The organism is Nostoc sp. DedQUE12b, assembly GCF_034530835.1.
Classification (GTDB): Bacteria; Cyanobacteriota; Cyanobacteriia; order Cyanobacteriales; family Nostocaceae; genus Nostoc.
Map to the genome: position 1 here is coordinate 1 of NZ_JAVRCI010000002.1, position 23,733 is coordinate 23,733.

22 protein-coding genes are annotated in these 23,733 nt (G+C 41.3%); 20 read left to right on the forward strand and 2 right to left on the reverse strand.

The genetic code is table 11. The features are described from left to right. From RMY16_RS00960 to RMY16_RS01035, 16 genes are all read left to right on the forward strand, one after another. On the forward strand, positions 1-2,301 hold a 2,301-nt coding region (locus RMY16_RS00960; protein WP_322734778.1), incomplete at its 5' end, for a hypothetical protein. Between the two features lie 116 nt (positions 2,302-2,417). Further along, on the forward strand, positions 2,418-3,149 hold the full coding sequence (locus RMY16_RS00965; protein WP_322734779.1) for a hypothetical protein: 732 nt from the start codon (positions 2,418-2,420) through the stop codon (positions 3,147-3,149). A gap of 69 nt (positions 3,150-3,218) precedes the next feature. Continuing rightward, positions 3,219-4,370: a hypothetical protein gene (locus RMY16_RS00970; RefSeq protein ID WP_322641955.1), complete on the forward strand. Its 1,152-nt coding sequence runs from the start codon at positions 3,219-3,221 to the stop codon at positions 4,368-4,370. Positions 4,371-4,502: 132 nt separating this feature from the next. Beyond that, the gene (locus tag RMY16_RS00975; RefSeq protein ID WP_322734780.1) at positions 4,503-5,288 is read left to right on the forward strand and encodes a hypothetical protein; all 786 of its coding nucleotides are present in this window, start codon (positions 4,503-4,505) and stop codon (positions 5,286-5,288) included. Between the two features lie 17 nt (positions 5,289-5,305). Further along, positions 5,306-7,150, forward strand: a complete 1,845-nt coding sequence (locus RMY16_RS00980) for a TrbI/VirB10 family protein (RefSeq protein ID WP_322734781.1) — start codon at positions 5,306-5,308, stop codon at positions 7,148-7,150. Then, positions 7,147-7,980, forward strand: coding sequence for a hypothetical protein (locus RMY16_RS00985; protein WP_322734782.1), 834 nt, complete (start codon positions 7,147-7,149; stop codon positions 7,978-7,980). Before RMY16_RS00980 ends, RMY16_RS00985 begins: the two co-directional genes overlap by 4 nt. 17 nt (positions 7,981-7,997) lie before the next feature. Next, positions 7,998-9,434: a hypothetical protein gene (locus RMY16_RS00990; RefSeq protein ID WP_322734783.1), complete on the forward strand. Its 1,437-nt coding sequence runs from the start codon at positions 7,998-8,000 to the stop codon at positions 9,432-9,434. A gap of 138 nt (positions 9,435-9,572) precedes the next feature. Then, the gene (locus tag RMY16_RS00995; protein ID WP_322734784.1) at positions 9,573-11,339 is read left to right on the forward strand and encodes a type IV secretory system conjugative DNA transfer family protein; all 1,767 of its coding nucleotides are present in this window, start codon (positions 9,573-9,575) and stop codon (positions 11,337-11,339) included. Between the two features lie 450 nt (positions 11,340-11,789). Further along, the gene (locus RMY16_RS01000; protein ID WP_322734785.1) at positions 11,790-12,215 is read left to right on the forward strand and encodes a hypothetical protein; all 426 of its coding nucleotides are present in this window, start codon (positions 11,790-11,792) and stop codon (positions 12,213-12,215) included. Positions 12,216-12,273: 58 nt separating this feature from the next. Then, positions 12,274-14,529 carry a hypothetical protein gene (locus RMY16_RS01005; protein WP_322734786.1) on the forward strand — a complete coding sequence of 752 codons (2,256 nt, stop codon included), beginning with the start codon at positions 12,274-12,276 and terminating at the stop codon, positions 14,527-14,529. Positions 14,530-14,842: 313 nt separating this feature from the next. After that, positions 14,843-15,643, forward strand: a complete 801-nt coding sequence (locus RMY16_RS01010) for a hypothetical protein (protein WP_322734787.1) — start codon at positions 14,843-14,845, stop codon at positions 15,641-15,643. A 10-nt stretch (positions 15,644-15,653) separates the two neighbouring features. Continuing rightward, positions 15,654-15,827 (forward strand): hypothetical protein, encoded by a 174-nt coding sequence (locus RMY16_RS01015; protein ID WP_322734788.1) that lies wholly within the window; start codon positions 15,654-15,656, stop codon positions 15,825-15,827. A gap of 95 nt (positions 15,828-15,922) precedes the next feature. Next, positions 15,923-17,320: a DUF6884 domain-containing protein gene (locus RMY16_RS01020; RefSeq protein WP_322734789.1), complete on the forward strand. Its 1,398-nt coding sequence runs from the start codon at positions 15,923-15,925 to the stop codon at positions 17,318-17,320. 28 nt (positions 17,321-17,348) lie between these two features. Beyond that, positions 17,349-18,191 (forward strand): hypothetical protein, encoded by an 843-nt coding sequence (locus tag RMY16_RS01025; RefSeq protein ID WP_322734790.1) that lies wholly within the window; start codon positions 17,349-17,351, stop codon positions 18,189-18,191. Between the two features lie 360 nt (positions 18,192-18,551). Further along, positions 18,552-19,007, forward strand: coding sequence for a hypothetical protein (locus RMY16_RS01030; protein ID WP_322734791.1), 456 nt, complete (start codon positions 18,552-18,554; stop codon positions 19,005-19,007). Positions 19,008-19,009: 2 nt separating this feature from the next. After that, complete coding sequence (locus RMY16_RS01035) at positions 19,010-19,840, forward strand: hypothetical protein (RefSeq protein ID WP_322734792.1); 831 nt, start codon at positions 19,010-19,012, stop codon at positions 19,838-19,840. 285 nt (positions 19,841-20,125) lie between these two features. Here the strand turns inward: RMY16_RS01035 and RMY16_RS01040 are convergent, their stop codons facing one another. Continuing rightward, positions 20,126-20,539, reverse strand: coding sequence for a hypothetical protein (locus RMY16_RS01040; protein ID WP_322734793.1), 414 nt, complete (start codon positions 20,537-20,539; stop codon positions 20,126-20,128). 35 nt (positions 20,540-20,574) lie between these two features. Between RMY16_RS01040 and RMY16_RS01045 the strand changes: the two genes are divergently transcribed. From RMY16_RS01045 to RMY16_RS01060, 4 genes are all read left to right on the forward strand, one after another. Next, entirely contained in the window at positions 20,575-20,805 is a 231-nt protein-coding gene (locus RMY16_RS01045) for a hypothetical protein (RefSeq protein WP_069072316.1), read from the forward strand. 300 nt (positions 20,806-21,105) lie between these two features. Continuing rightward, positions 21,106-21,288: a hypothetical protein gene (locus RMY16_RS01050; RefSeq protein WP_416211637.1), complete on the forward strand. Its 183-nt coding sequence runs from the start codon at positions 21,106-21,108 to the stop codon at positions 21,286-21,288. A gap of 20 nt (positions 21,289-21,308) precedes the next feature. Continuing rightward, the gene (locus RMY16_RS01055; RefSeq protein WP_322734794.1) at positions 21,309-21,500 is read left to right on the forward strand and encodes a hypothetical protein; all 192 of its coding nucleotides are present in this window, start codon (positions 21,309-21,311) and stop codon (positions 21,498-21,500) included. 141 nt (positions 21,501-21,641) lie between these two features. Continuing rightward, positions 21,642-21,809, forward strand: coding sequence for a hypothetical protein (locus tag RMY16_RS01060; RefSeq protein ID WP_322734795.1), 168 nt, complete (start codon positions 21,642-21,644; stop codon positions 21,807-21,809). A gap of 139 nt (positions 21,810-21,948) precedes the next feature. Here the strand turns inward: RMY16_RS01060 and ilvD are convergent, their stop codons facing one another. Further along, positions 21,949-23,640 (reverse strand): dihydroxy-acid dehydratase, encoded by a 1,692-nt coding sequence (ilvD, locus tag RMY16_RS01065; RefSeq protein ID WP_322734796.1) that lies wholly within the window; start codon positions 23,638-23,640, stop codon positions 21,949-21,951. Between the last annotated feature and the right edge of the window lie 93 nt (positions 23,641-23,733).

Here is a 23,733-nt window from a genome sequence, read left to right on the forward strand (position 1 = left end):
GCTATCTGTCTCGCCCATCACTGCTTCTTAAATATTAGACCTGAATCCTTACAAATTCACGGTGTTCGGCAAGAACGAATCGAAACAATTTTACGGGATAGTTTTACCTCTGGGTTTCAACGGTGGGAACAACTTTTTACAAACTCGATGGGGCTTTCAGTGCGAGCAGTCACAAGTGAGGAAGTATGGTCAATTCTTTGGAGTCAATTTAACCGTAGCGATGCACCCAAAGTTCCCAATCCCCTCATATTAGATGAAGAAGGGCTTCGAGAAGTTCAAACCAGCGATTTCCATATTCGCCACCTGATGCTGGAGAATGAGAAATCTGTCCCGTTTCTCGATCGCAGCTGGGTAAGACTGCAAGACAAGTATATCGGCGTTCTTCAGTTTAGCGAAAAGCCCCAAGGGTGGGTAGACGAATACGCCCAGCTTCGATACCTCTGGGAGGTAATATCCAAAGAAAAAATCTCCGACACTGAGATTATCTGCCAGCTATCTAAAGCTAACCAGGGACTCGCCAAAACTGCCCTTCAACGGATTACCAAACAGTCAATTACTTCCAGCGCCATGTCTTCTGAGAAGGGATCAATTGACGTAAAAGCCAATATGAACATCGAGGAGGCAGTTAAGGCACAAGAAACTATCCTCAGAGGCAGTCTCCCGATCCATACTGCTGTTGTTTTTTGTGTTCATCGTCACAGTCGTCAAAAACTTGATGAGGCTTGCCAATACCTTTCTAGCTGTTTCTTACGACCTGCCGTAGTTGATAGAGAAATCGAGTATGCCTGGAAAACATGGTTACAATGTGTACCTGTTGTTTGGGAAAATCTACTTACAAGACCCTTTAACCGTCGCCTCCCCTATTTCTCATCAGAAGTTCCCGGACTCATGCCGATAGTTAGAACGGCTACCGGAGATAAATCTGGATTTGAGCTAATAGCTGAAGAGGGAGGAACTCCAGTACATCTCGACTTGTACAAGCAGCACAAAAATCTCGCCATTTTCGGTACTACCCGTGCTGGTAAATCTGTCTTAGTAGCAGGTCTATTAACACCTGCCTTGGCTCAAGACATTCCCGTAATTGCACTTGATTATCCCAAACCCGATGGTACTAGCACATTTACCGACTATACCAAATTTATGGGAGAAGAAGGGGCATATTTCGATATTAGTAAAGAATCGAACAATCTATTTGAATTACCTGATTTAAGGGGGTATGAACCTGAACTTATTAAGGAGAGGATGACCGATTTCAAGGAATTCTTGAAATCCACATTAATGATAATGGTACTTGGGACAAATCCTGTCGGGGTAAGTCCGACAATGATATCAAATATCGAGAGCATCATTACAATCACAATTGAAACTTTTTACAACGATGAGGATATAAAACTGCGGTACAAGCTAGCACTAGAAAATGGAGTAGGAACAAGTGAATGGGCAGATATTCCCACACTTAAAGATTTCTATAGTTATTGTTCGCCTGGGTTTATCAAACTTGATTCAATCACCAATAATAGTAAAGAAATTCTTGATGCTCTTGACCAAATCAGATTGCGATTAAAGTTTTGGCTGAACTCACGAGTTGGACAATCAATCGCCAATCCATCTAGCTTTAAAACTGATGCCCGACTACTGGTATTCGCACTGCGATCGCTTGGGAGTGAAGCTGATGCAGCAGTCCTTGCCCTTAGCGCCTATTCCGCAGCATTACGTAGAGCTTTATCATCCAAAGTATCAATATTTTTCTTAGATGAAGCGCCGATTTTATTTAGTTTTGACAGCATAGCCGAGCTAATTGGTAGACTCTGCGCCAACGGTGCAAAAGCAGGTATACGTGTAATTTTATCTGCTCAAGAACCAGAAAGTATTTTCCAAAGTAAGTCTGCTTCCAAGATATTTGCTAACATCACAACCCGCCTTATCGGTCGGATTCAAACATCAGCCGTTGACCCATTTGTTAACAGGTTTAAATATCCTTATGAAATCATCTCACGCAATAGTACCGAAGCATTCTTCCCAAAACGCGAAAGTATCTACTCACAGTGGTTACTTGACGATAATGGCAAGCTTACCTTCTGTAGATATTACCCTGCTTATTGTTTACTTGCAGCAGTAGCAAATAACCCGAACGAGCAAGAATTACGCACTCTATTTCTCAATAAATATGTCGATAATCCAATGCTGGGTATGGTGAGATTTTCAGAAAGCTACATACAGACACTTCGCGGAGATGAGTTAAGCCAAGAAGCACAACAATTACTGGATAACAATAACAATAAGCAATTAAAGCCGACATAAATTATATAAGAAAAGCTAAGAATAATCTGGATTTATAACAAGAAGAATCAATAAATCATAAAAAAGTGGCTTAACTTTATTTAATTGCCACATTAGTTATTTTATCCACCAAAAGTATGAAACCAAAGTTCAAGTTTAGTAAGAAAGGGGCAATAATCGGGTCAATCATTGGTCTGGTTACTTTACTCAGTACAGCACCCAGTTATGCCTTTTCAATTGAGGATTTCTTCAAGGTTTTAGGCAAATTCAATAACTATTTTGAGGAAACTAAAAACGAACTCACCGCAGCAGCTAATGAATGGGGTGGGATGAAAGGCGAAGCTAAAACAGCTATTAAGACTGGCAGTATGGATATGCCAGACCCAGTAAATTCAGCCGAAAAGCTCAAAGAGCAACTCAAGGGAAAGGGTAACTGGAATGAAAGTAACACAGTTGAAGGTGCTGTAGGTGCAGCTAACGAGCTGGAGAGAGAAACCACCCGCGCCACGATCGCAAGCGTCTTAGGGGAAGTCGGTCAGGAACGTACCAAAAATGAAATAGAAGCAACTGAACAAACTGTAGCTGAGGCCAAAGAACTTGCGGAATCTGCACAATCAATGGATGCTTCACAAAACATTCTTAAGGTAATTGCTGCCCAAAACTCGCAAATTGTCTCAATGTTGGGGCAATCCCGCACCGACGGACTGCAAGCGCGGCACGATGTCCAGCAAACTAACCTGATGCTATCTCAACTTGCCGAACAGGGGGCAAGCGATCGCCGTCGTCAAAACCTGATGATGGACGGTATTAGCGCCCAGTACATCGAAATCAGCGGGTTTAGTAGTCTCAAAACTACAGCAGGTGAATAATTCACCCTAATCAATTGGTCATCTCAATTGCAGAGATGACCACACCTTCACGCCTGTTAACCAAGTGCTATGTTAGAACACCTCATAATTGCAACCGACCCATTTTTTGGACAAGACATTTTAGAAAATGCCGCCGCTGGAGCGCAATTAGTAGCTGAAGGTTTCAATGAACTTTGGCAAGAAACCCTCAACGGTAGCTTGTATGGCTCGATGTGCAAAGTTGGTCAGTTTTTTGCGATCGCCACGCTCACCCTTTTTATGGTTGAGTTAGGCAAAAACTGGATAAATCAAGAGGATATGAAAGCTCTCTCCAGTTGGATATGGCCCATCCTGGTTATCGGGCTACTAGCTAACAATGGCACTTTACTCAGAAGTGGAACACTCGCCATACGAGGATACATTAATACTGTCAATAATGACATTCTTGAGTTTACTGCTGCCGGAGCCAACCTAGAAGTAGCATTCAACCGAGCAGTCGGCAATATTGCCCTCCAGCAGCAAGTAGGGGCGGCAATGGAAAGATGCCGCTCAATCCCTGGTAACACGCAAGATTCAATCACCTGCTTGCAACAAGCAGAAGCAGAACTCAAAACCTCTGCGCCCGATCTATTCAAAGGAGAAGCCCCCGATAGCGGGAGTTGGGAGTTTAACCCACTTCAGGCTTTATCTGATGCCAAAGATGCGCTTGACGACCTCTCCCCCGGTCAAATTGCCGAAAAGATTGGTAATTCTATCACCAGTACAATCGGCTCGATGATTACCGGATTTGTCGCAGTCATCCTCCTCGCCCTAAATAACGCTTACCAGTGGGGTATCGAATTCACGATGCTTTTAACTGCCTTACTTGGCCCGTTGGCAATAGGCGGTTCACTACTCCCCTTTGGCGCGAAACCTATTTTCGCTTGGCTAACGGGTTATTTCACCGTTGGAATGGCAAAACTTTGCTTCAACATGATTATTGGTTTGTGCGGACAACTTATTGCTAATTCCGAACAAAATCAACCGATGATATTTCTCCTTTTTGTCGGATTGGTTTCTCCTATCCTTTCATCTGCATTAGCCGCAGGTGGTGGAATAGCCGTTTGGACAGGATTAGGTAAAACAGTAGCATTTGGCTCTGAAATTGCAGCAGGAATCGCTACTGGTGGAGCAAGTACAACTGCAACGGTTGCTGTCAATGCCACCAAATTTGTTAGTTCCAAAATTAAAGTTAAAAAGTAATTACTCAGAATTCAGGAGTCAGAATTCAGGAGTCAGCCAAGACATTTCAATATTTGATATTTTGGCAAAAAACACATCATTTTGTTTTATTAGTATATCAATTTACTAGTAAGTTCCCTAAATCGGAAATATATGCTTAAAGCTAAGTCTAAATCTCAACCAGCCCGCCTTCTCAGTTATGGTCAATCTACCTCTACACCTATTGCAATGGCAATCACCATAACAGCAGGAGGAACTATCTTATCTATCCTATTGCAAATTGTAAATATTGGTATGAGTTCTAGTACAAATCGTCATGTCAAAGGCATGACGGTTGTTCAACTCCAAGATGGCTCTATTTCACCTGGTAAATTTGCTGCCCCCAACGAACGTGAAGACGAAACTATCAAACGCTTTATCTCAGATAGCATGATTAAAATGTTCGGTTGGAACGGAATAATCGAAGCAACAGAGAATGGCGAAAACGTTACCAAACCTGATAAAGGAATAGATGTCCAAACAACAAAAAATAGTAGAAAAAGAATTCCGACTAGAGCTTGGGAAGCTGCATTTGCACTATCTGAAAATCAAGATTTTCGGGCAAACTTCCTCAAAAAATTAGCAGAGATAGTTCCAAATGGCGTATTTAATGGTGAAGTTCAAGTCTCACTCGTCACCCGCCATATCTCTGAACCCAGAAAAATCAATGATGGAAAGTGGGAGGTTGATTATATCGGTACGCTCGTAAGCTTTGATAGAAATGAAAACCAAGGCAAAGGAATCGCCTTTAACAAAACAATTACTGTCGAAGCTATCAATACTCCCAAGTTACCAGCCAAGCCAACTGAACTTGATAAAAAAATTTATTTAGTACGAGAGCCAGGTTTAGAAATTACTCAAATTGTTGATTATAATCTCGGCAAAAAAGAAAATAATTAGTAATTAGATACCAAAATATGTTACAGCTACAAGATGAGGCTTCAAATAAGCATGAATTATCTTCCGTAGATAGTCTTTTACCAATTGAGAGTAAAGATATAAAACCTGTAGAAGATGAACTGGAGGGTTCACAATATGAGGTAGCTGAAGAATATGAACTGGAAGTAGAAGACCCCGCATTAATACAAACTAAACACGATTTTGTCACATCCCCCTGGTCAAGATTAGGAATTATTGGTGGTGCATTCGGTGCTGGGTTCCTAGTTATATTTGTTGTCCTCAACGGCATGATGAATGGGGGTGGTAAAAATGCAAAAAAACCAGAAGTAACCCCTACCCCCACTCCCACAGTTGCGGCATCTGAGAAAAAAGATGGGGATGTTTATGCCAAGCTTGCCCTTGCCAAGCAACAGGAAGAACTTGATGCACTAAATGGTAAAGGCAAGACGGAAGACAAAGAAGAGAAAAAGGAAGCTACTGAAGAAGAACAATCTAAAAACAAAGAGAAAACACGTTCTACTCGACAACGAAGGGTAGTCGCTCAACAAACTCCCCCTACTTCCAGAAGACGTGTATACCGAGAAGAAGCACCCGAAACTGTTAGACCAAGACGTAGAGAAGTCGCCTCACAGCCAATAGCACCCCTGCGTCCTAGCGCTCCTCTGCCAAAATTTGCCAAACAAATAGTTGCCAGCAACCAGAGTGTCGCCAAAGACCCAATAGCCGAACTCGAACGCCTACGTAGCCTGGGTTCGGTTGGTCGGGTTGATTATATGTTAGCCAGTACCACTGTAAGTGAACCTACAAACACAACAGTACAAGAAGTTACAGCTAAAACTGAAGAAACATTACGCCCAGCAGAACAAAATACCAGTCGCTCCCGTCGTCGCCGTAACCGCCGCAGCGAGAATACCGAAACAGTTGCCAACACTCCTAACCAAATTGAAGAACTGCGCCCGCGCTGGGAACCTGTGACCACAAACGACAGTACTCCAGAGTATAGCAATACTGGTGACGAAGAGAACAATCAAGCCGTACCAGTTATTTATAGCTTCTTGGTAGAAAAACCACAAACTAGCTCAGAACTTGGCAAAGAAAAAACCGTAGAATCCAGTTTTGCTGGTAATAAAGAAAACAATCTCCCTCGGCAAGTCGAACGGGTTGCAAATAACTACCTGCCAGAAGAAGCACAGATACTTCAAGAAACACAACCACAGTATCTAGTTGTCGGTTCGTTTGCAAGTGCAACCCTCGTAACTCCGCTCGTTATGCCCCAAATCAGCAATAACCGTCGTTCCCAGGAGCAGACAAATACGTTACGGTTTGTCGCCCGGTTGAACGAGCCGCTTTATAGCAATACTGGCGAAATAGCCATTCCAGCAGGAACACAGGTAACTATCGCCATGATTTCGGTTGATAGCACATCAGGCGTGCGTGCCGAAGTCACGGCCATCCTCAAAGACGGAACCGAATACCCCCTATCACCCGGAACGATATCAGTCCTGGGAGAAGCAGGTTCCCCCCTAGCCGCCAGACCCTACGACGACAAGGGATCTGAAATAGCCAAATACGATACCACTTTAGGAACAATAGCTGGTCTTGCCAAAGTAGGGGAAATTATCAACCAGCCAGATGAAGAAGTCACAGAAGATTTGCCTTTAGGTGGGACAAGAACCCGCAGCCGCAATAACAACCGCAACCTGGGAGCTGCTTTCCTTGAAGGTGCCTTTGGCAAACTTGGCGAAACAGTCAGCAAGCGGACAGAACGTGCTACTGACGAAATCAACCGCCGTCCCAATGTCTGGTATGTGCCTAAAGACACCAAAATTACAATCAAAGTCGATAGGTCAATCAAACTGTGAAATTTAGATATCTAGCCGACTTTAGTTTAATTATCCCTTGCGCGATCGCCTTTGGCGGGTGCCTTACCATCGCCTCTGTGCTTGCACCAAACCAACTTGTACTGGCAAATACTATCCGTCAAGTTGCAGCGTCCCAGGTGTCAGGGGAAAATGCCCAATTGCAGACAGTTAAGGTCTGGCCTGGACATGGGGTATCAATATCGTTCTACAACACCCGAGAAGTCATCAAGAAAATCTGGCTGGATGACCCATCTAGGTTTGTTTTTGATGTAGACGGATGTCTTGAAGGCTTGGGTAAGTGTTCTAGTAACAGTACGGGCGCTGGACTAATTCATATTCGCCGCATCGAGACAGTAAAAATCCCCGGTTTACCACAAGCTTCTTACGGGGCGCACATGACGGTGATTACCGAATCTGGGTCAACAAGGAAAAGCTATCACTTTCGGATTGTAACGGGCAGTGGCACACCAGAGTACAGCCAAATTGAAATTATTGGCGATACTCCCAGCAAACCTGAAGAAGTAAAACCAAAAGTCAGTTACACCGCATTATCTGATAGCAGACATATCGCTAAAGGAATGCAAGTTGCCCTAAAAAACCAGTGGGTTACTACAGATAGCAAGCTTTGGAAGCGTCTGAACCAACTTGTGGAGTTGCGATCGCAAGGAGAGGAACTTGTTGTCGCCGCCAGCACCACCGGAGTATCAATGCAGTTGGTTGAAAAACTCATGCTGCTAGGCGGAAAGCGCTTCTTAGAAATACCGCCACAGCGCAATAACCCTCCCATAACACCAAATACAGGTAAAACAAACTTTCTCTTAAATCATTAATTTTTAAAGAACCAGTGATGTATAACGAAAATCTGACCTCCAACAACCAAATTTTAGATATCACAGCAGAGGTAACTGCGATCGCCTACGGCGGGGCTTCGCCCATCGTACCAGTGAGAGCTGCAAGTCAGGAAACTACTCACAACAAAACCAACCGAGCGCTTGAGTATCGGATGGAAAAGTTTAATAATTTACGCTACCTGATGGTAGCAGGACTTATTGCAGGACTTGCCCTACACGGGTTAATCCGGTTTGGAGGTAGCTACAATATCGGCAGTCTCCTATTCGGTGAGAAAGCAGTAGCTCAAACAGTTCCATCGAAGTATTCAAATTTGAACACTTCGATAGATAAAACAAAACAAACCAAACAGCCACAGCCCGTTGCAACTAAATACGTCAACGGCGCACCTACTCCTGACTGGAGCAGTATCACGTTCAAAAATATGAAATTTGGCGGTGCTGGCAGCGTCGAATTTCCTAATATCAAAAACCCTGGTATGAAGGAGACGCGCACCTGGAGTACCGGACAAAGCCTTGCCGAAGTCATGGAATTAGGTGATTTTGAAGCAACTGAGTTCAATATTGAAGATTTCACGCTTGAAGATATCGCCAGCATCACAGGAATTAACCTCAAAAATCTCAAACTGTCAGATTTTGAGACACTCAATTGGCAAACACTCGAAGACCTCGCCGAAGCAATTCCCAAGCTTGAAGATTCAGAAGTCGGAGCCATCCCACCAATTCAAGAACTAGTGACCAAAGTTACAGGCAGCACCGCAAGCTACCAAACTGTTGGTGAAGTGCTGGACAATTATCCCGAACTGCGAGAAGTGGAACTTGGTAAGTATGTCAAACTTGATAAGTATAAACTAACCAGCATCCCCGACATTCAGGATGCACAGCTAAAGAACTTTACTAACTGGCAAAACACAACAATTAGTAAGGTTCCGGGATTAGCAGATGTACCGTTTGATCAGTTCCCCAGTGTTCCCATCCCCGATGTTAGCTTTATCGGCAAAGTAGACTTACCCCTCGGTTCGCTTGAAAGCGGACGCTGGAAGTCAATAAGCGGTAGCTATCAAGCTGGGTTTAATGTCCCGTGCGAGAAAAAGTGTGGTCATATCGAAGTTTCGGGTAGCGATATTGTGACTGGCGCACAGTGGATGTCCGGCAAAGACCAAAACGTTAAAGGCGGATTCGGCATCTTGGGCAGCCTCAACGGTGGGAAAGAACCCACAGGTCGTCATCCCTTTGGAAAATCATTTAAACAAGTCATCTGGGATATTAACGAAGCTGACGGCACTATCACCACCGCGATGTTCTTCCGTATTTGCAAGCGGGGATGGGTTGACTTGGGCTGCTCGCCCTACTTCATTGGCCCAGTTCCTTTCTTCACCTACCGCGAGATAGACCCAATTATCCTTGGTACACCCCTCACAGTCCCTAAAAAGTAAAAAGGCAATCATAGAAGAATTTATCCTCTTAAATTTTTGACTTGGAGAGGACATACCAGATAACTAATGAAGAAATATGCAACTTCACTTCATCGCATATTTCTTCGATTTCCTCATGCAAAATCAGCACAGATTAATATGAATAATTATCTGTTTGTAACTACTAAAACTAAGACAGTTAAAGAAGTAAAAACTACTCATAAAAATAGCAATCCTGACTTTAGTAAATATACAGATAAGCTCATGTCACCTCAAGGTTTGGCACTTGCGGGTGGAATTGGCTTAATGTTGCTTTTACAGCTTTTTAGTAATGGTAAAAAAGGCAAGCTTGCTACTAGCTATTGGGGTGGAGCAAAGGAAACCGCCCAAGCTAAGAAAAAAGCCTTGAAGCAAATCGTCGCTCCTAAATGTGATAGTGCCAGTTTATATATTGGAGTACACAAATACAAGGGTCAAAAATCACCCAAGAAGAGTGGGGGAGTACCAGTTTATGTACCCGATGTCCAACGCGGAACTGCTGTAATTGGCGCACCTGGTAGCGGTAAATCATTCTCGGCTATCAACCCGATGATTTATTCAGCAATTGACCAAGGCTTTGGTATAGTACTATACGACTTCAAGTATGCAAGTCTTGCCAAAATCGCCAGTTATGCCAAATCAAAGGGGTATGATGTACACGTCTTTGCACCGGGATTCCCCGAATCGGAGGTATGTAACCCAATCGATTTTTTACGCGACAGTAGCGATGCTGAAACCGCAAGGCAGTTAGCTACAGTAATTAACAAGAACTTCCGCTTGTTGGGTAATGCGTCTGAGGATGCATTCTTCGGCCCTGCGGGCGATCAGTTGACGCAGGCTATCTTAATGTTAACCAAAGAGTTTGGCGATCGCGCTGATATTATGACGGCTGCGGCAATACTTTCCAGCGAGAAGATGGTCGAACGCTTGATGGCAGCAGCACTAAACCCCTGGATTAAGATAGCTTTTGGTCAATTATTTAGTTCGGCTGGCTCCGAAAAAACCATAGCGGGTATCGCTGGTAGTGCTTCATTGATGTTCACCCGGTTCATGGCAAGGGGTACATTGGGATGCTTTGTCGGTAAAACAACCCTCCCCCTGGAGGTAAAACGCAAACAGATAATTATCTTCGGGTTAGACCGCGAGCGCCGCGATGCTGTCAGCCCCCTGATGACCAGCATTCTCCACATGGTAGTTTCCCGCAGTATCGCCAAAAAACGCAAGGAAGATGGCCCATTAGTAGTGTGTCTTGACGAGTTGCCAAGTATCTTCCTTCCAGATTTATTTAAATGGCTTAACGAATCTCGTTCCGAAGGATTCTGCGGTATCCTGGGTTGGCAAAATATGGGTCAGCTTGAAAAGATTTATGGTAGGCAAATCTCTAAAGCCATCCTCGGTGCGTGCGGCACAAAATTTGTTTTTAATCCTGGTGAAGAAGAATCTGCTAGATTATTTTCTGCATATTTAGGTGAAGAGGAAATTAAATATAAACAAAAATCTCGCTCAACTGGAGGGGGTAGGGCTAGCACATCTATCAGCGAACAAGAACGGACTCGGAAGCTGTTCGAGCCTGCCCAATTCCTCAAATTACCACCGGGGAAATGTCTATTTATTAACCCAGCTTATAGTAATAAAAATGAGGGTTCAGTACCAATATTAAAAAATATCAAAATCCCGAAATATATTATCGGACTCGAACAAGAAAACGATACTAAGTGGGATAAAGTCATTAAGGAGCTTGCTAGGAAAAGTACCCAGAAAAAGCCCACACAGGAAGATTTAGATTTGCGAGTCAAGGAAGTAGCTCGGAAGTTTCCTATCCCACAAGCACCCGTACAAGCAGGCAATGCACCGTTGCCTGTTGATGCATACAAGAGCTTTTTCTAAAAATGATACAATGTAGCGTCAAAGACGAAAATATCACTCAGACAAAAATAATTAAGCTAATAAATAATTATCACCAAAAAGGTCAATTAATTAGTTCACATCAAGTAAATAGCAAGAATGCACATTCAATTATTAGCTCTTTTGAGGAACAGTTTATCCTCCGACCAAGAGTGAAACTTCATGGGCTACATAGACAGATTGTAATCGATAAAATTGAAATTGAAATAAATGCTAACAACTATGGTGAATTAATCAAACATCATGTAAATTTAATTGGTTTTGAACAACAACAATATGTTGCATATCTACTTCCTTATCCAAGAGTAAACATACATATTATTTTCAACCGTGCCACAGGAAGCCAAGGAAACTTAATTGACATTAGTTTCCCTCAATATAGTATGTGGAATTCAGAATATAAAGTTAAACTCTCTTACGAGGCAATTATCAATGAATATTACAGAGCAGAAAAACAACAACTTGAGTATAGAAGAGATATTGAACGGAAAGTTAGACGACTTATTGAATATTCTGAAAAAGTCACAAACTACGACCTACAACTCGACAACGCTATTAATAGAATTAACCAAATTCTTAGAAAAATGGCATAAAACTTGTGAGGATATTAATGTACAGCACCAACAAATCAATCAAGAAATATTTATAGCAAAAGAAAAACTAACATCAATGGAAGTTAAAATATCCAGACTAGATGACAAGCTAGAAGCAATGTTAAAAATTATTGCTAACCAAAGCGAACAACTAAGCGAAATAAATCAAAATTTCAAAAATTGCCAAATAGAACTAAGTCAAAACAAACATCAAAATGGAAATTCAACCTCTCTATCACTTGAAGAGGTTAAATTTTTTATTTAATAAAACTACCTCAGCTTCAGTCTGATTTCATAGAAAATTACCCATTTCAAAGTAAGATATGTTTGACCCTAGACAAACTCAAATTAATGAATCATATTTAAATACAGCTGATACTGCAATTAAAACAAGTCGGGAATTAAGTAAAACGCTCATCAATGCACTTACTAAGATAACTAAAGTAATTCTCGAAAAACTCAAAGAAGCTCAAGAAGCAAGTAAAATTGCAGTTGAAGTTGGCAAAGACATTTACAATCTTGTATCTGATGAATCTACCCCTGGTGCATATAAATGGGAAAAGGTAGATTTAACCAGCCAAAGTATAAAAAGCAATCAAGAAACTAATATTGGGTTCATGCCAGATGTATTAATAGAAGGTCAATACACAATAGAAACTGAACCTTTTACAGACTATCAAGCACAAAGAATTGCTGCCAGATTAGTAGAAGATGTACCCAATTTAAATAGTGATTATCAGCAAACAGGTGAGATCGCTCTGAAAATTACAGCTTATCTGGAGTCAGAGGGTTCAGAAAAACAAATCGTTATCTATGAACAAGATAGCGAAGGTAAATGTACAACTAATCTCGTCACTGAAATACTTACCCCAGATGAAATAATAAATGTAGCAAGTGAACCACTGATTAAGCTACTACCTCCATCTGCTGAAATTATTGAAAATTCTGAAGATACAAAAGAGTTATTATCTGATAATGAAAATTTCACTGCTATAGAAGTAAATCCACTGTTAGATGAGAGTCAGCTGACTATAAATAAGTTACTACAAGATGAAAACAGCGAAAATAGTTCGCTTATAACTCAAGAAATAAACTCATCTGTTGAAATAGAAGCAGATGAAAGTTTTGGAGATGATGTGGTCAATAATCTTCAAGAAGAAATAGCACAGTCCAAAGAAACTCTTCAAATCAGAGAGATAGTTGTTAGTAACTACCAACCTCAAGATAAAACTGAAGGAGAGGTAAACGAAAATGCAACTCGCAATCAGTTTTTTGCACAAGAGCCAGAGGAGCTAAAAACTAATAATCGAAACAAATATACACCTGAATTTATCTATCAAGAAGTAGCTAACTCCCAAGGTGTAGAGTCAGCAGCGCAGCAGTGGGCGCGTCAAGTTGAAGTACCTATCTATCAAATTAATAATAAACAAGCGCGGGAGGAACGCTACAACGGGGAAAATAAAGACATTGCTGAAACCGCGATCGCAATGTTAAAAAAATACGGCACTCTTGAACAAGATGGGTCACGTATTTACCGTAGCGATACATTTGTGATTCGCCAAGAGGGAGACACTGTTAGCATTCACCGTCGCAGTGATGAACTCTTTGGGTGGGAAAACTCCTTAATAGATTTTAAACTCAACAAAAAAGAGGAACCCAAAATCACGAAAAAACCTACAGAGATGTTACCTGTTGAACGTCAGGAGTTTCTGATAGTGGCAGAGTACTTGGGCGACAATGGCAAGCTCCCTGACCTCAACAATGACGATATCCGTGATGTAGCAAATAGCTTGGGAAGTCTTGCACCCGCTGGCACGATTAAAACCCTGGAAGTATTTAAACAAAACGAGATGTTGCACACTCTCAATAATGTCCTCATCCAGGCTGATAAGGAAGAACTTACAGTAGGTGAATTTACCATCAAGCGTACTCGTGAACCCGAAAATAATCGAGCCAGCCTGCAATTATTTAAAACTACTCAAGAGAAAGGTACTCAGGAACTTGTCCGGTTTGACCTAACTAAAACCGAAGCTGGGATTACTAAAGAGGTCAGCAAGATGAACATCTCTGACTACGACATCAACCAAGTCAAGTTTATTGCCCAGAACGCCAGCAAACTCAACTTGGAACAAATCTTTGGTAACGAACAATCTACCCCCGCAGCCGCACCCAAAGAACGAGTCATACAAGCAGCTGGTGATATGCCTGTGAAAGTTCACCCATATATCGCTGAGGAATGGGCGAACATGGTCAAGTATGGTAGCCCTGACTGGGGAAAGGCAATGAACCAGGGTAATGAAGAGATTCTTCAACGGATAAATGAGAATGACGGCAAGTTACCAATTGCCGACCAGAGGGAAATGTACTTCAAGATTTTAAACCATAAGACAAATGAAGCTGAAAAGAAAGGAGAAACAGTCGTCGATTTTGTTCCCCTCAAAGACATTATGAGCGACTTACAACAATGGCGAGGGGAAGAAATTCGGCAGCAATATACCCCAACTGAACACATAGCCTCCCCTCAACGGCAAACTGTCACTGCTGCACCTAAAAACAAGTCGAGAGAAGTTGAATTGTAAATTACCCATCACCAAGTTTGCAAAGTCGCATTGAAAATATAAAAACTTGAATTGAGAATTTATCCAAATTTGTACGAGTTACGAAATTTAAAAAGCTTACTTTATAAACTTTTCACTGATTTTGAATAATTAGTCTCTTTACTTAAATCAGTAACGCGATTAAAACAAAAATTACTACGTAAAGCTCACGCAGATACTCAATGTAGTATCTCAAACAAAAAACTAAAAAGTGAGCTTAACATCCGAATTAAAAAATAGAAACTCACCTATCAGGAGATGGTTTGACTCTAGACTCAACAAGACAGTCATCAAGATGATTACTAACCATAACCAGCTATTAGAAAATCAAGAAATTATCAGACCGATTGATGGGGTAGATTTCCCCTTAGTAGGAAGTGCGATCGCCAAAGCACTTGCTAAGTATTTAGGAAGCATCTATGAAGATAAAACATGGTTTACTAATTGTCTTGCCCAGGTTGGAGCCAAAGCCCTCAAAATAGAATATGCCTTCGATTATTCCATTACAAATTCAAATTCACTTGAAGAAGAAGCTCTAAAGAGTATGCTACTGGGTGCATTAGAAAATTATGCTCGTAGCCGTAATATTCATGAGATTATTCAACCTTTTCTACAAGGAGAAAAATCCCTTCAGCTTGAAGCAGAATACTTCAAAAAATGGCTTCCTAGTATCCAAGATACATCTCAAATCATCGGTATTGTACCCCGTACCTGGCAAACAGTAGCTAATCAAGTAAGTGGGAATATTACCTGCAATGCTTCATACCCTTTAAGTCAATATCTTGGAGGTGCTGATTGCCAGATAATTGCTGGAAATACTCTCATCGATGTACGAACAACCGCCAAAAAGCGTCCCTTCTCTCTAGAAAATTTTTACCAACAAATTAGTTACGTCCTGCTTGATAGCAATGATACCTATAGTATCAATCAACTGGTCTGGTTTTACAGCCGCCAACAGTCGGTATTCTTCTATCCTACTGACAAAATATTCCGCAACTTGCAAGCAACAAGAGAAGAATTTAAGAAAATGATTCTTGATAACTATCACACAAATAGGCTAGCAGAACAAAACAAGTGTTTATATCTTCCCCAGTAAGGATAAAAATATGATTCAAGACTTTCAACTCAATCCTAGCTTCAATATCCACTTCGATGGTATGAAGTATCACGCCAAGATTCACTTTGATATACTTTTGAAACTGAAGCAGAAGAAATTCCAGCAAGTGATATTAGCACTCTTGCTACAAAAATATCTAACCGTTGGCAGCAGTATCTTCTGAATATTGCAAATAAATACAGACATCTACTAGTTAGCCTTCTCCAAGCAGAAGGTTAACTTAACGAATGTAAATAAACTTTTGCTCGTTTAAATACTATGAAATTAGGTTTCTATCCAGTATTGGGTAAGAGCGATTTTGTTAGAAGCAAGGGTAAAAAAATCCCAATCTGGCAGTTGCTTGAGTATCAGCCGGTGGGCTGGCTATACTCACTCGCAATTAAGGCAGAAATTGTTCCAGATAGTCCTATTATTCATGACTGTGGGGCATTTAACTACCGTGACCAAGATATCCCCACTCTAAACGGTAAATATGTTGATGCCCACTGGTCTATTCATAGATATCGAGAACGCTCAAAGGTCGGCGATATTATTGTTTGTCCCGACCATTTACTTGTTGGAGAAAATATCAGGGAACGGCAAGAATACAACCTTAAACAAGCAGAAACATTTATCCAACTTGCTAAAAGTTATCTTCCCAATAGAATACCCCTAGCAGTCATCCACGGGCAGTCTCTCAGTGAACGCCTCGAAGTAGCAAAATATCTTTTGGGACTGGGATACCGCCATCTCGGCATCGGTGGGCTTGTTTCCCAGGCGAGAGAGTATTCGATTAACTTACACATTATCAAAACAATCACTCAAGTTGTGCGATCGCTAATTAACTCGGAACGAGTATTGCCGAAAGCGGATGCAATGCCTGCGGCGGACGTAGCCATCGCACCATTGCACGAACCAAATGCTCACCTGCACGTTTTTGGATTATGCTCGCCCCAGTATGCCAAAGCTTTTATTCAGATGGGACTATCCTTTGATGGTTCAACTTTTATCCGGGAAGGACTAGGCGGTGGGATGTTCGTCAGCCACGAGGAAAAATTAATTCGGATACCACCAACCCACTGCGTACCAAAGTGCAACTGTCATGTTTGCAGGGTTCTCAACCGACATAGGATTGACCCTCGGCTGACAAACAAAGGACGGACGCATACTATGGGAAGAATCGCCCACAACCTCAATCTGGTGATCGGCACCTACAGAAAGTTCACTCCCAAGGAAAAAGTCTACCTGGTTGCTGGATGTGGCAAGCAGCTTACCTACCCTGCTGCCGCCAAAGACTTATATTATTCCCAGCACTTTCAAGCGTGCCGTCGCTACGTAGAAGAACAAGAGTCAAAATGGTATATCCTCTCACCTTTACATCAAGTTATTAACCCAGAAGCAATCATCAAGCCCTACGACAAATCCCCCTATTCCTTATCTCATCAGGAACGCATATTATGGGCGCGACAAGTAGCAGAAAGCCTCATACAAGTTGCGTCCCCGGAAATAGAGTTTGTATTCTTGACGGGCAAGCTTTACAGACAGGAGGTAACGCCCATTTTACAAGCAAACGGATACGAGACAAAAATACCAATGCAGCACCTAGCCATTGGACAGCAACTTGCCTGGATAAAGAAGGAACTGGAGCAAGAAAAACAGCTTGTTTTAGATATATAAACCAGCAGTAATAGCAGCAAAATGATTTATGGATACTACAAAACGAGTAATTAATATAAGTGAAAAATTCGGTAGCTGGATTGTACTAAATAAACAAGGAAAGCAAGTATTATGCCAGTGTGATTGTGGAACCCAAAAACTTGTCTACAGTCACACCCTTAGCAATGGTCGGTCAACTAATTGCGGTTGTAAAAAAAGAAAAGAATCCATCCCACTTGGGGCAAACTTTGGGAGACTTAAAGTTATATCAGATGTAGAAGTTAAGGGGAAAAGGGGTGAATTACTACTCCTTACCCTATGCAGCTGCGGAACCCAAAAGTATATCAGTAAAAATAGCCTAAAAAGGGGGCTTACACAAAGCTGCGGATGCTTGCAGCGCGAAACCCTCAAGAACGATAAAACTGTCCACGGTCACTGCAAAAGCCACGAGTATAACTCCTGGTTACACATCAAGCGCATCTGCTATAACAAGAACCATCATCAGTACAAGTATCATGGCGGGTGCGGAATTGAAGTTGATGCATCCTGGCGCGATAACTTTACCCAGTTCTTAAAAGATATGGGAGTAGCACCCGAAGGAACAGTCATAGCACGTATTGATCTAGAGAGTGACTTTGCTCCCGGAAATTGTCAATGGATACCTAGAAAAGAGCATTACCGTCAAATACATTTCTTAAGAAGAAAAGAATTCTTCATTTCTCAAACTTTACCCAAACCAGTTGTTACAAATTATGAGATTAATGTTTCACCAAATATTATTCGCGCAATTGTAAAAGCTCATGCAAATGGTGAAGCTAATATGAATAAACTTGCTACACAATATCAAATTAGCGCTCAAGACGCAATAAATATTATCCTTAACCACGCTTAATCATAATTTTTTTTAATAAAAGTGCGTCATCTTAATCGATAACGCACTTTTATTTTCAATAAATCATTGAATATTTTAAATAAAAATTAATCTGTTCATAGATTAATCACCACAGTTATTACACATCTTGTAAAGGTGGTTATTAGGAGTAATTCAGCAATCAATAAAATAAAATCCAAAGTATTTTACCTGAGCATGAAGTTGACTGCACATGGCTAAATAATGGCGATTTTTAACTAAGTGTTCATACAAATACGAATCATTCTCTAGCTAGAAAATGGAGCTAGATTTTCTACCACAGACGAAATTATCAACTAGCTAGGCAAGCAAAACCTCAAGTCAAAATCATAAAAATTGTACATGATAATACACAACGGCTCTTACATCTGGTTTCACGCAGGACAAACTGCAAGATGGGGAACTATAAATGCGATTAAAGCATTGCCATACCTAATGATTGCATACCAAATCGACGGACAGTGGTACAGTGACCCCGATTTTTTACCACCCAAAAATCTAGAAGTAAAACCAACAATTCCTATAAGTTCAGCAATTATTCACATACCAAAAACAATAGTTGAGCTACAACCAATTGTTCAATTATGTGCGGGATTTAGGAACAAAAAAATTCACAGTCTTTGGGTGGTTAATGCTCCAGAGCAGGTATTGAAACATATCTTAAAGTGCAAGCAATGGGACAGTATATCACCCAAGCAACTATTAGAAACTCTGTATGAATTAATTCTTTATGGCTACGAAGTCAAAATACTTCCCGCCAAAAAGGAAACCATATCCCCAATCGAATGGATGGAATAGTAATGACTAATAGCAACCAACAACTCACACTTTACTATCCTTGTGTAGTCCAAATTCTAGATCAGTTTGTACAGACAATATCAGTTGAGTTTTGGATACAGAATCCAATAAACGAAAAATGGAATTTAGTAGCATTGAAAGACGGTGATAGCAGCAGCATATCGGGTTATAAATATGCGACAGCACCACGGAAAATGGCATACCTCAATGAAGAATATCAATCAATAGAAGCCTTTTTGCAAGCCAAAAAAGAAGAAGGTGTAGACTATCCTATTCGACATAAAAGAACTTATCTGACAGTTAAGGGTGCTGCATCTCACAAACTATTCTGGACATGGACAAATCCTCAGACCAATAAAATTGAACGCATCCATTGGCATCCTTTAGCTATAAAAGCAAAGGCAAGTGAAGATGACCGAACTGATTACTCAAATATAACTCCAGTCAAGATTGTAAATGGCAAATTAATTACACTTGAAAAGGAGAATTTACCATCAAATAGAGCAGCTTTTTCGGAGTTTCTTGCAGACAGGGAAGAAAACCTCCGCCTTGCACTCGAAGCCCTAAAATCACCCAATCCTGATGCCGCACTCGAACTGCTAGCCATCATGGAAGAAATATCCAAAGACTGCTTCTATGCCAGTTGGATTATGGGCAATGGATACAATTTAGAATCAATTCTTAAATCATGGGATGGCACTAGCGACGTCAGCTACGGCGGTGGAGAAATCACACAGCAACAGTTAGCACTAATGCGCGTTCTTTCTGAACTATCCCAAGGCTGGTGGTTTTGGGATGAAGATCAGGACACTGGGGTAATTTTCCAAAGTTAAACTTACAGGGGAATCGCCTGATTATTTGGGCTGGGAGTATTGCGATCGCTGTACATAATCGGGAATGCGCTTACGATTAACAGTAGCGCATTTTTACACTCAGTATGTCGAAGGTTAATTTTGAGGAAAGATGGCGATGTTTGAGGAAGACCGTTGAGACACTTACTTCGAGCTAAGAGTAAGTGTCTACCCCTGTGTAGCAACTGGTTAATTTCTATTTTCAGTCGTTTTAGAGAATAACAATCTCATACCCACTACAGATGATTATTTAGTAGTGGGTTATACTTACAACTCCATATCGCAATTCCGAGTTGGAGAAAATTGATATTGCCTTTGTCTTGCAGCCGCTATTTCAAAAGAGGTATCAAATTCCGTAACCTTTGTTCCAAGTTTTAATTCCTCGTATAAAGGCACACCATCGCCGTCATTATCACTCTTGAGAATCTTAGTCATGATATGAGCAGGGGCAACTTGCGCGAGGCGGTTGACTATATTAGCAACAAACTCGTTAGATGCTTCGCAGCCATTAAGGTATCTAATCAAAGCATCAGCAATAGCCTCAGTCATCTTGGCTGGGTTTTTTACCCCCGCTTCCAGAATAAAGTCATCGTAAATAGCTTTCTCGCTATCAGTAAAATTTTCCTTGCAAGCTTGTTGGATAATTAATTCAGCCTGCTGTTGTTGATTTAAAATTGTCATAGTGGTTTTTAGATATTGTTAAAGGAATAACAGATATGACACATTATGTTTGCGATTTGTATGGCAATACAAACTGGAAGATTCCAGTAGAAGAAGTCGCCGCTAGAACATTCAATACAGAACAAGAAGCACAACAATGGTTCCAAGAGAAGTGTTCTGATAACAGTATTGAATTTAGTGGCTTCCATGACACTGAACGCTACGTCACTAACTGGGTTTCCTGCAACGGTCAAGAAGTTGGTGAAATCACCAAACGCCCTACCTAATTCCAACAAATCCTATTATAAATTCAGAAAATTGTTTGTACCAGACAATTTTCTTCATCAAATTTAACGCCATATTAAATGACGCTCATAGACGGACAGTTAATACGAGAACACATAAAGCAAGAATGTCAAAAATACAAATCCATATTTCAAGCATCTCAAAAAGAAGTAGCAATCATCAGATTTGAAGCTTCAGAAAATACCAGCAATGAATTAAGAGCTAGATAAGAAGCAGCCAGAATCTCAGCAGAACAAAAAGTAGCTATTTTCAACGCTATTGGCATTACTCCCAATTATATTGTGCTGTCACCCAATATCGCAGTAGAGCAATTTGACGGCATCGTTCAATCCATTAACGAAAACACTCAAGTCACTGCTGCTATTGTTCAATATCCAATTCCAGCTAAGTTTACAAGCTCAATTGGGCTATTAGAGCCACAAAAAGATATAGATATTTACCTCCACCATTACAACCTAAGATAACGGGGAACCGCCAATGGGCAATGTTTCTTTCTGTTTTGGGGAAATCTCACCACCAATATACAATTCATACGGTGTTAAATCTCGATAACTACACAGTTGAGGGTTATCGTTCTTTCATCACTCTGGTCAAAGAAAAATTTCAGCCAACTTCTAAACAAGGGACAGAAACTGGGTTGGGAGCTTTATCTCGGCTCAATGTCGATAAACATTAAAAATATACGATAAAGATTAGCGAATAGTAACGTTTTGTAAAATTTTGTATAGCAAGATTTATCTACAGCTTTGCATATCAGCAGATGAATAACGCTATGATTCCAGACGAGGTAATAGTTATAAATTTGGAGGAATAATTAGTGTTGAAAGCAGATATTTGTCTAGGAATAGTCATAGGTACTTTAGTCACCTGTATAGTCGTTCCTGACTTCAGATGTGACTTTCGTCTGGTAGCACCAGTTGCTATTAATGCAGTGGTGCTGCTGGCTAAATCTGATGATAATGACAAGAAACGACACCGCTACTAACAGTGTCGCTTCTGATTAACAATTAGGTTGTTTAAACTAGGTTCTTTTGCGAGAGGAACCTAGTTTGAAAATAGAATGTTTCAAATGAATGTTATCTCAGATAGTTGCGACGGTCAAGGTAATCCTGAAGACTTAATAACTAGTTATTGAACAAATCCAAATCTGTCACAGCACCAAGACTGCTAGAAGATACCAAAAAGGCATATTTCGCCAACACGCCTTTAGTGTAACGTGGAGCGGGAGGTTGCCAATTGACACGACGACGGGCCAATTCTGATTCAGATATATTCAACTGCAATAGACGAGCGGGTGCATCAATAGTAATACTATCGCCTTCTTCTACAAGCGCGATCGCACCACCAACTGCTGCTTCTGGGGCCACATGACCAACCACCATGCCATAAGTACCACCAGAAAAGCGCCCATCGGTAATTAATCCCACTGCATCACCCAAACCAGCCCCGATAATTGCTGAGGTGGGAGCCAACATTTCTCGCATTCCAGGGCCACCCTTGGGCCCTTCGTAGCGGATGACGAGAATATTACCAGCTTGAATTTTACCCGCCAAAATTGCATCTAAAGAAGCTTCTTCCGATTCAAATACTCGTGCAGGCCCGGTAATTACTGGTTTTTTCACGCCAGTAATTTTAGCGACAGCCCCTTCCGTTGCCAAATTACCTCTGAGAATGGCTAAGTGTCCTTGAGGATACATCGGGTTATTCCAAGTCCGAATCACATCTTGATTGGCAGATGGTTCTTCTGGTATATCTGCTAATATCTCTGCAATGGTTTGACCGCTGATGGTGAGGCTATCACCGTGTAATAAATCATGCACAAGTAGCATTTTCATTACTTGCGGAATGCCACCAGCTTTGTGCAAATCTGTAGCGACATATTTACCACTTGGTTTTAAATCACACAAAACGGGAACACGGGCGCGGATTGTTTCAAAGTCATCCAGGGTTAACTCTACATTAGCGGCGCGGGCGATCGCTAAGAAATGCAATACAGCATTGGTCGAACCACCCACTGCCATAATTACAGAAATGGCATTTTCTATAGATTTGCGGGTGATAATTTGGCTGGGTAAGATTTGTTTCCGAATGGCTTCGACTAACGCATAAGCCGATTTTTCCGTGCTGTCGCCTTTTTCGGCATCTTCGGCTGCCATTGTCGAAGAATAGGGTAAACTCATCCCCATCGCTTCAAATGCTGAAGACATGGTGTTAGCTGTGAACATTCCTCCACAGGAACCAGCCCCAGGACAAGCGCGACTTTCGACTTCTAATAATTCCTTGTCGTCAATTTTTCCAGCACTGTATTGACCAACGGCTTCAAATGAACTGACAACAGTTAAATCGCGTCCGTTGTAGTGACCGGGTTTAATTGTACCACCGTAAACGAATATTGCAGGGATATTCATCCGAGCGATCGCCAGCATTGCCCCAGGCATATTTTTATCACAACCGCCAATCGCTAGCACACCATCCATACTTTGTCCAGTACAGGCGGTTTCAATGGAATCTGCAATGACTTCCCGCGACACTAGGGAATATTTCATCCCTTCAGTTCCCATCGAAATCCCGTCGCTGATGGTAATTGTGCCAAACATTTGCGGCATCGCCCCAGCAGATTTAATCCCAATCTCTGCCCTTTGTGCCAGTTGATTTATCCCCATATTGCAGGGAGTAATCGTACTGTAACCGTTGGCAATGCCCACAATCGCTTTATTGAAATCTTCATCTTTAAAACCAACTGCCCGCAGCATAGCTCGATTTGGCGATCGCTGCACCCCTTGCGTCACAATTTGGCTTCTTAAATTCTCCGACATCGTTACATCATCCTCTGACTTCCATGTATGAGTATGATAGATAGCAATTTTTGAGATGTCCAATATATATTTATGAATATTTGAGACTTATAA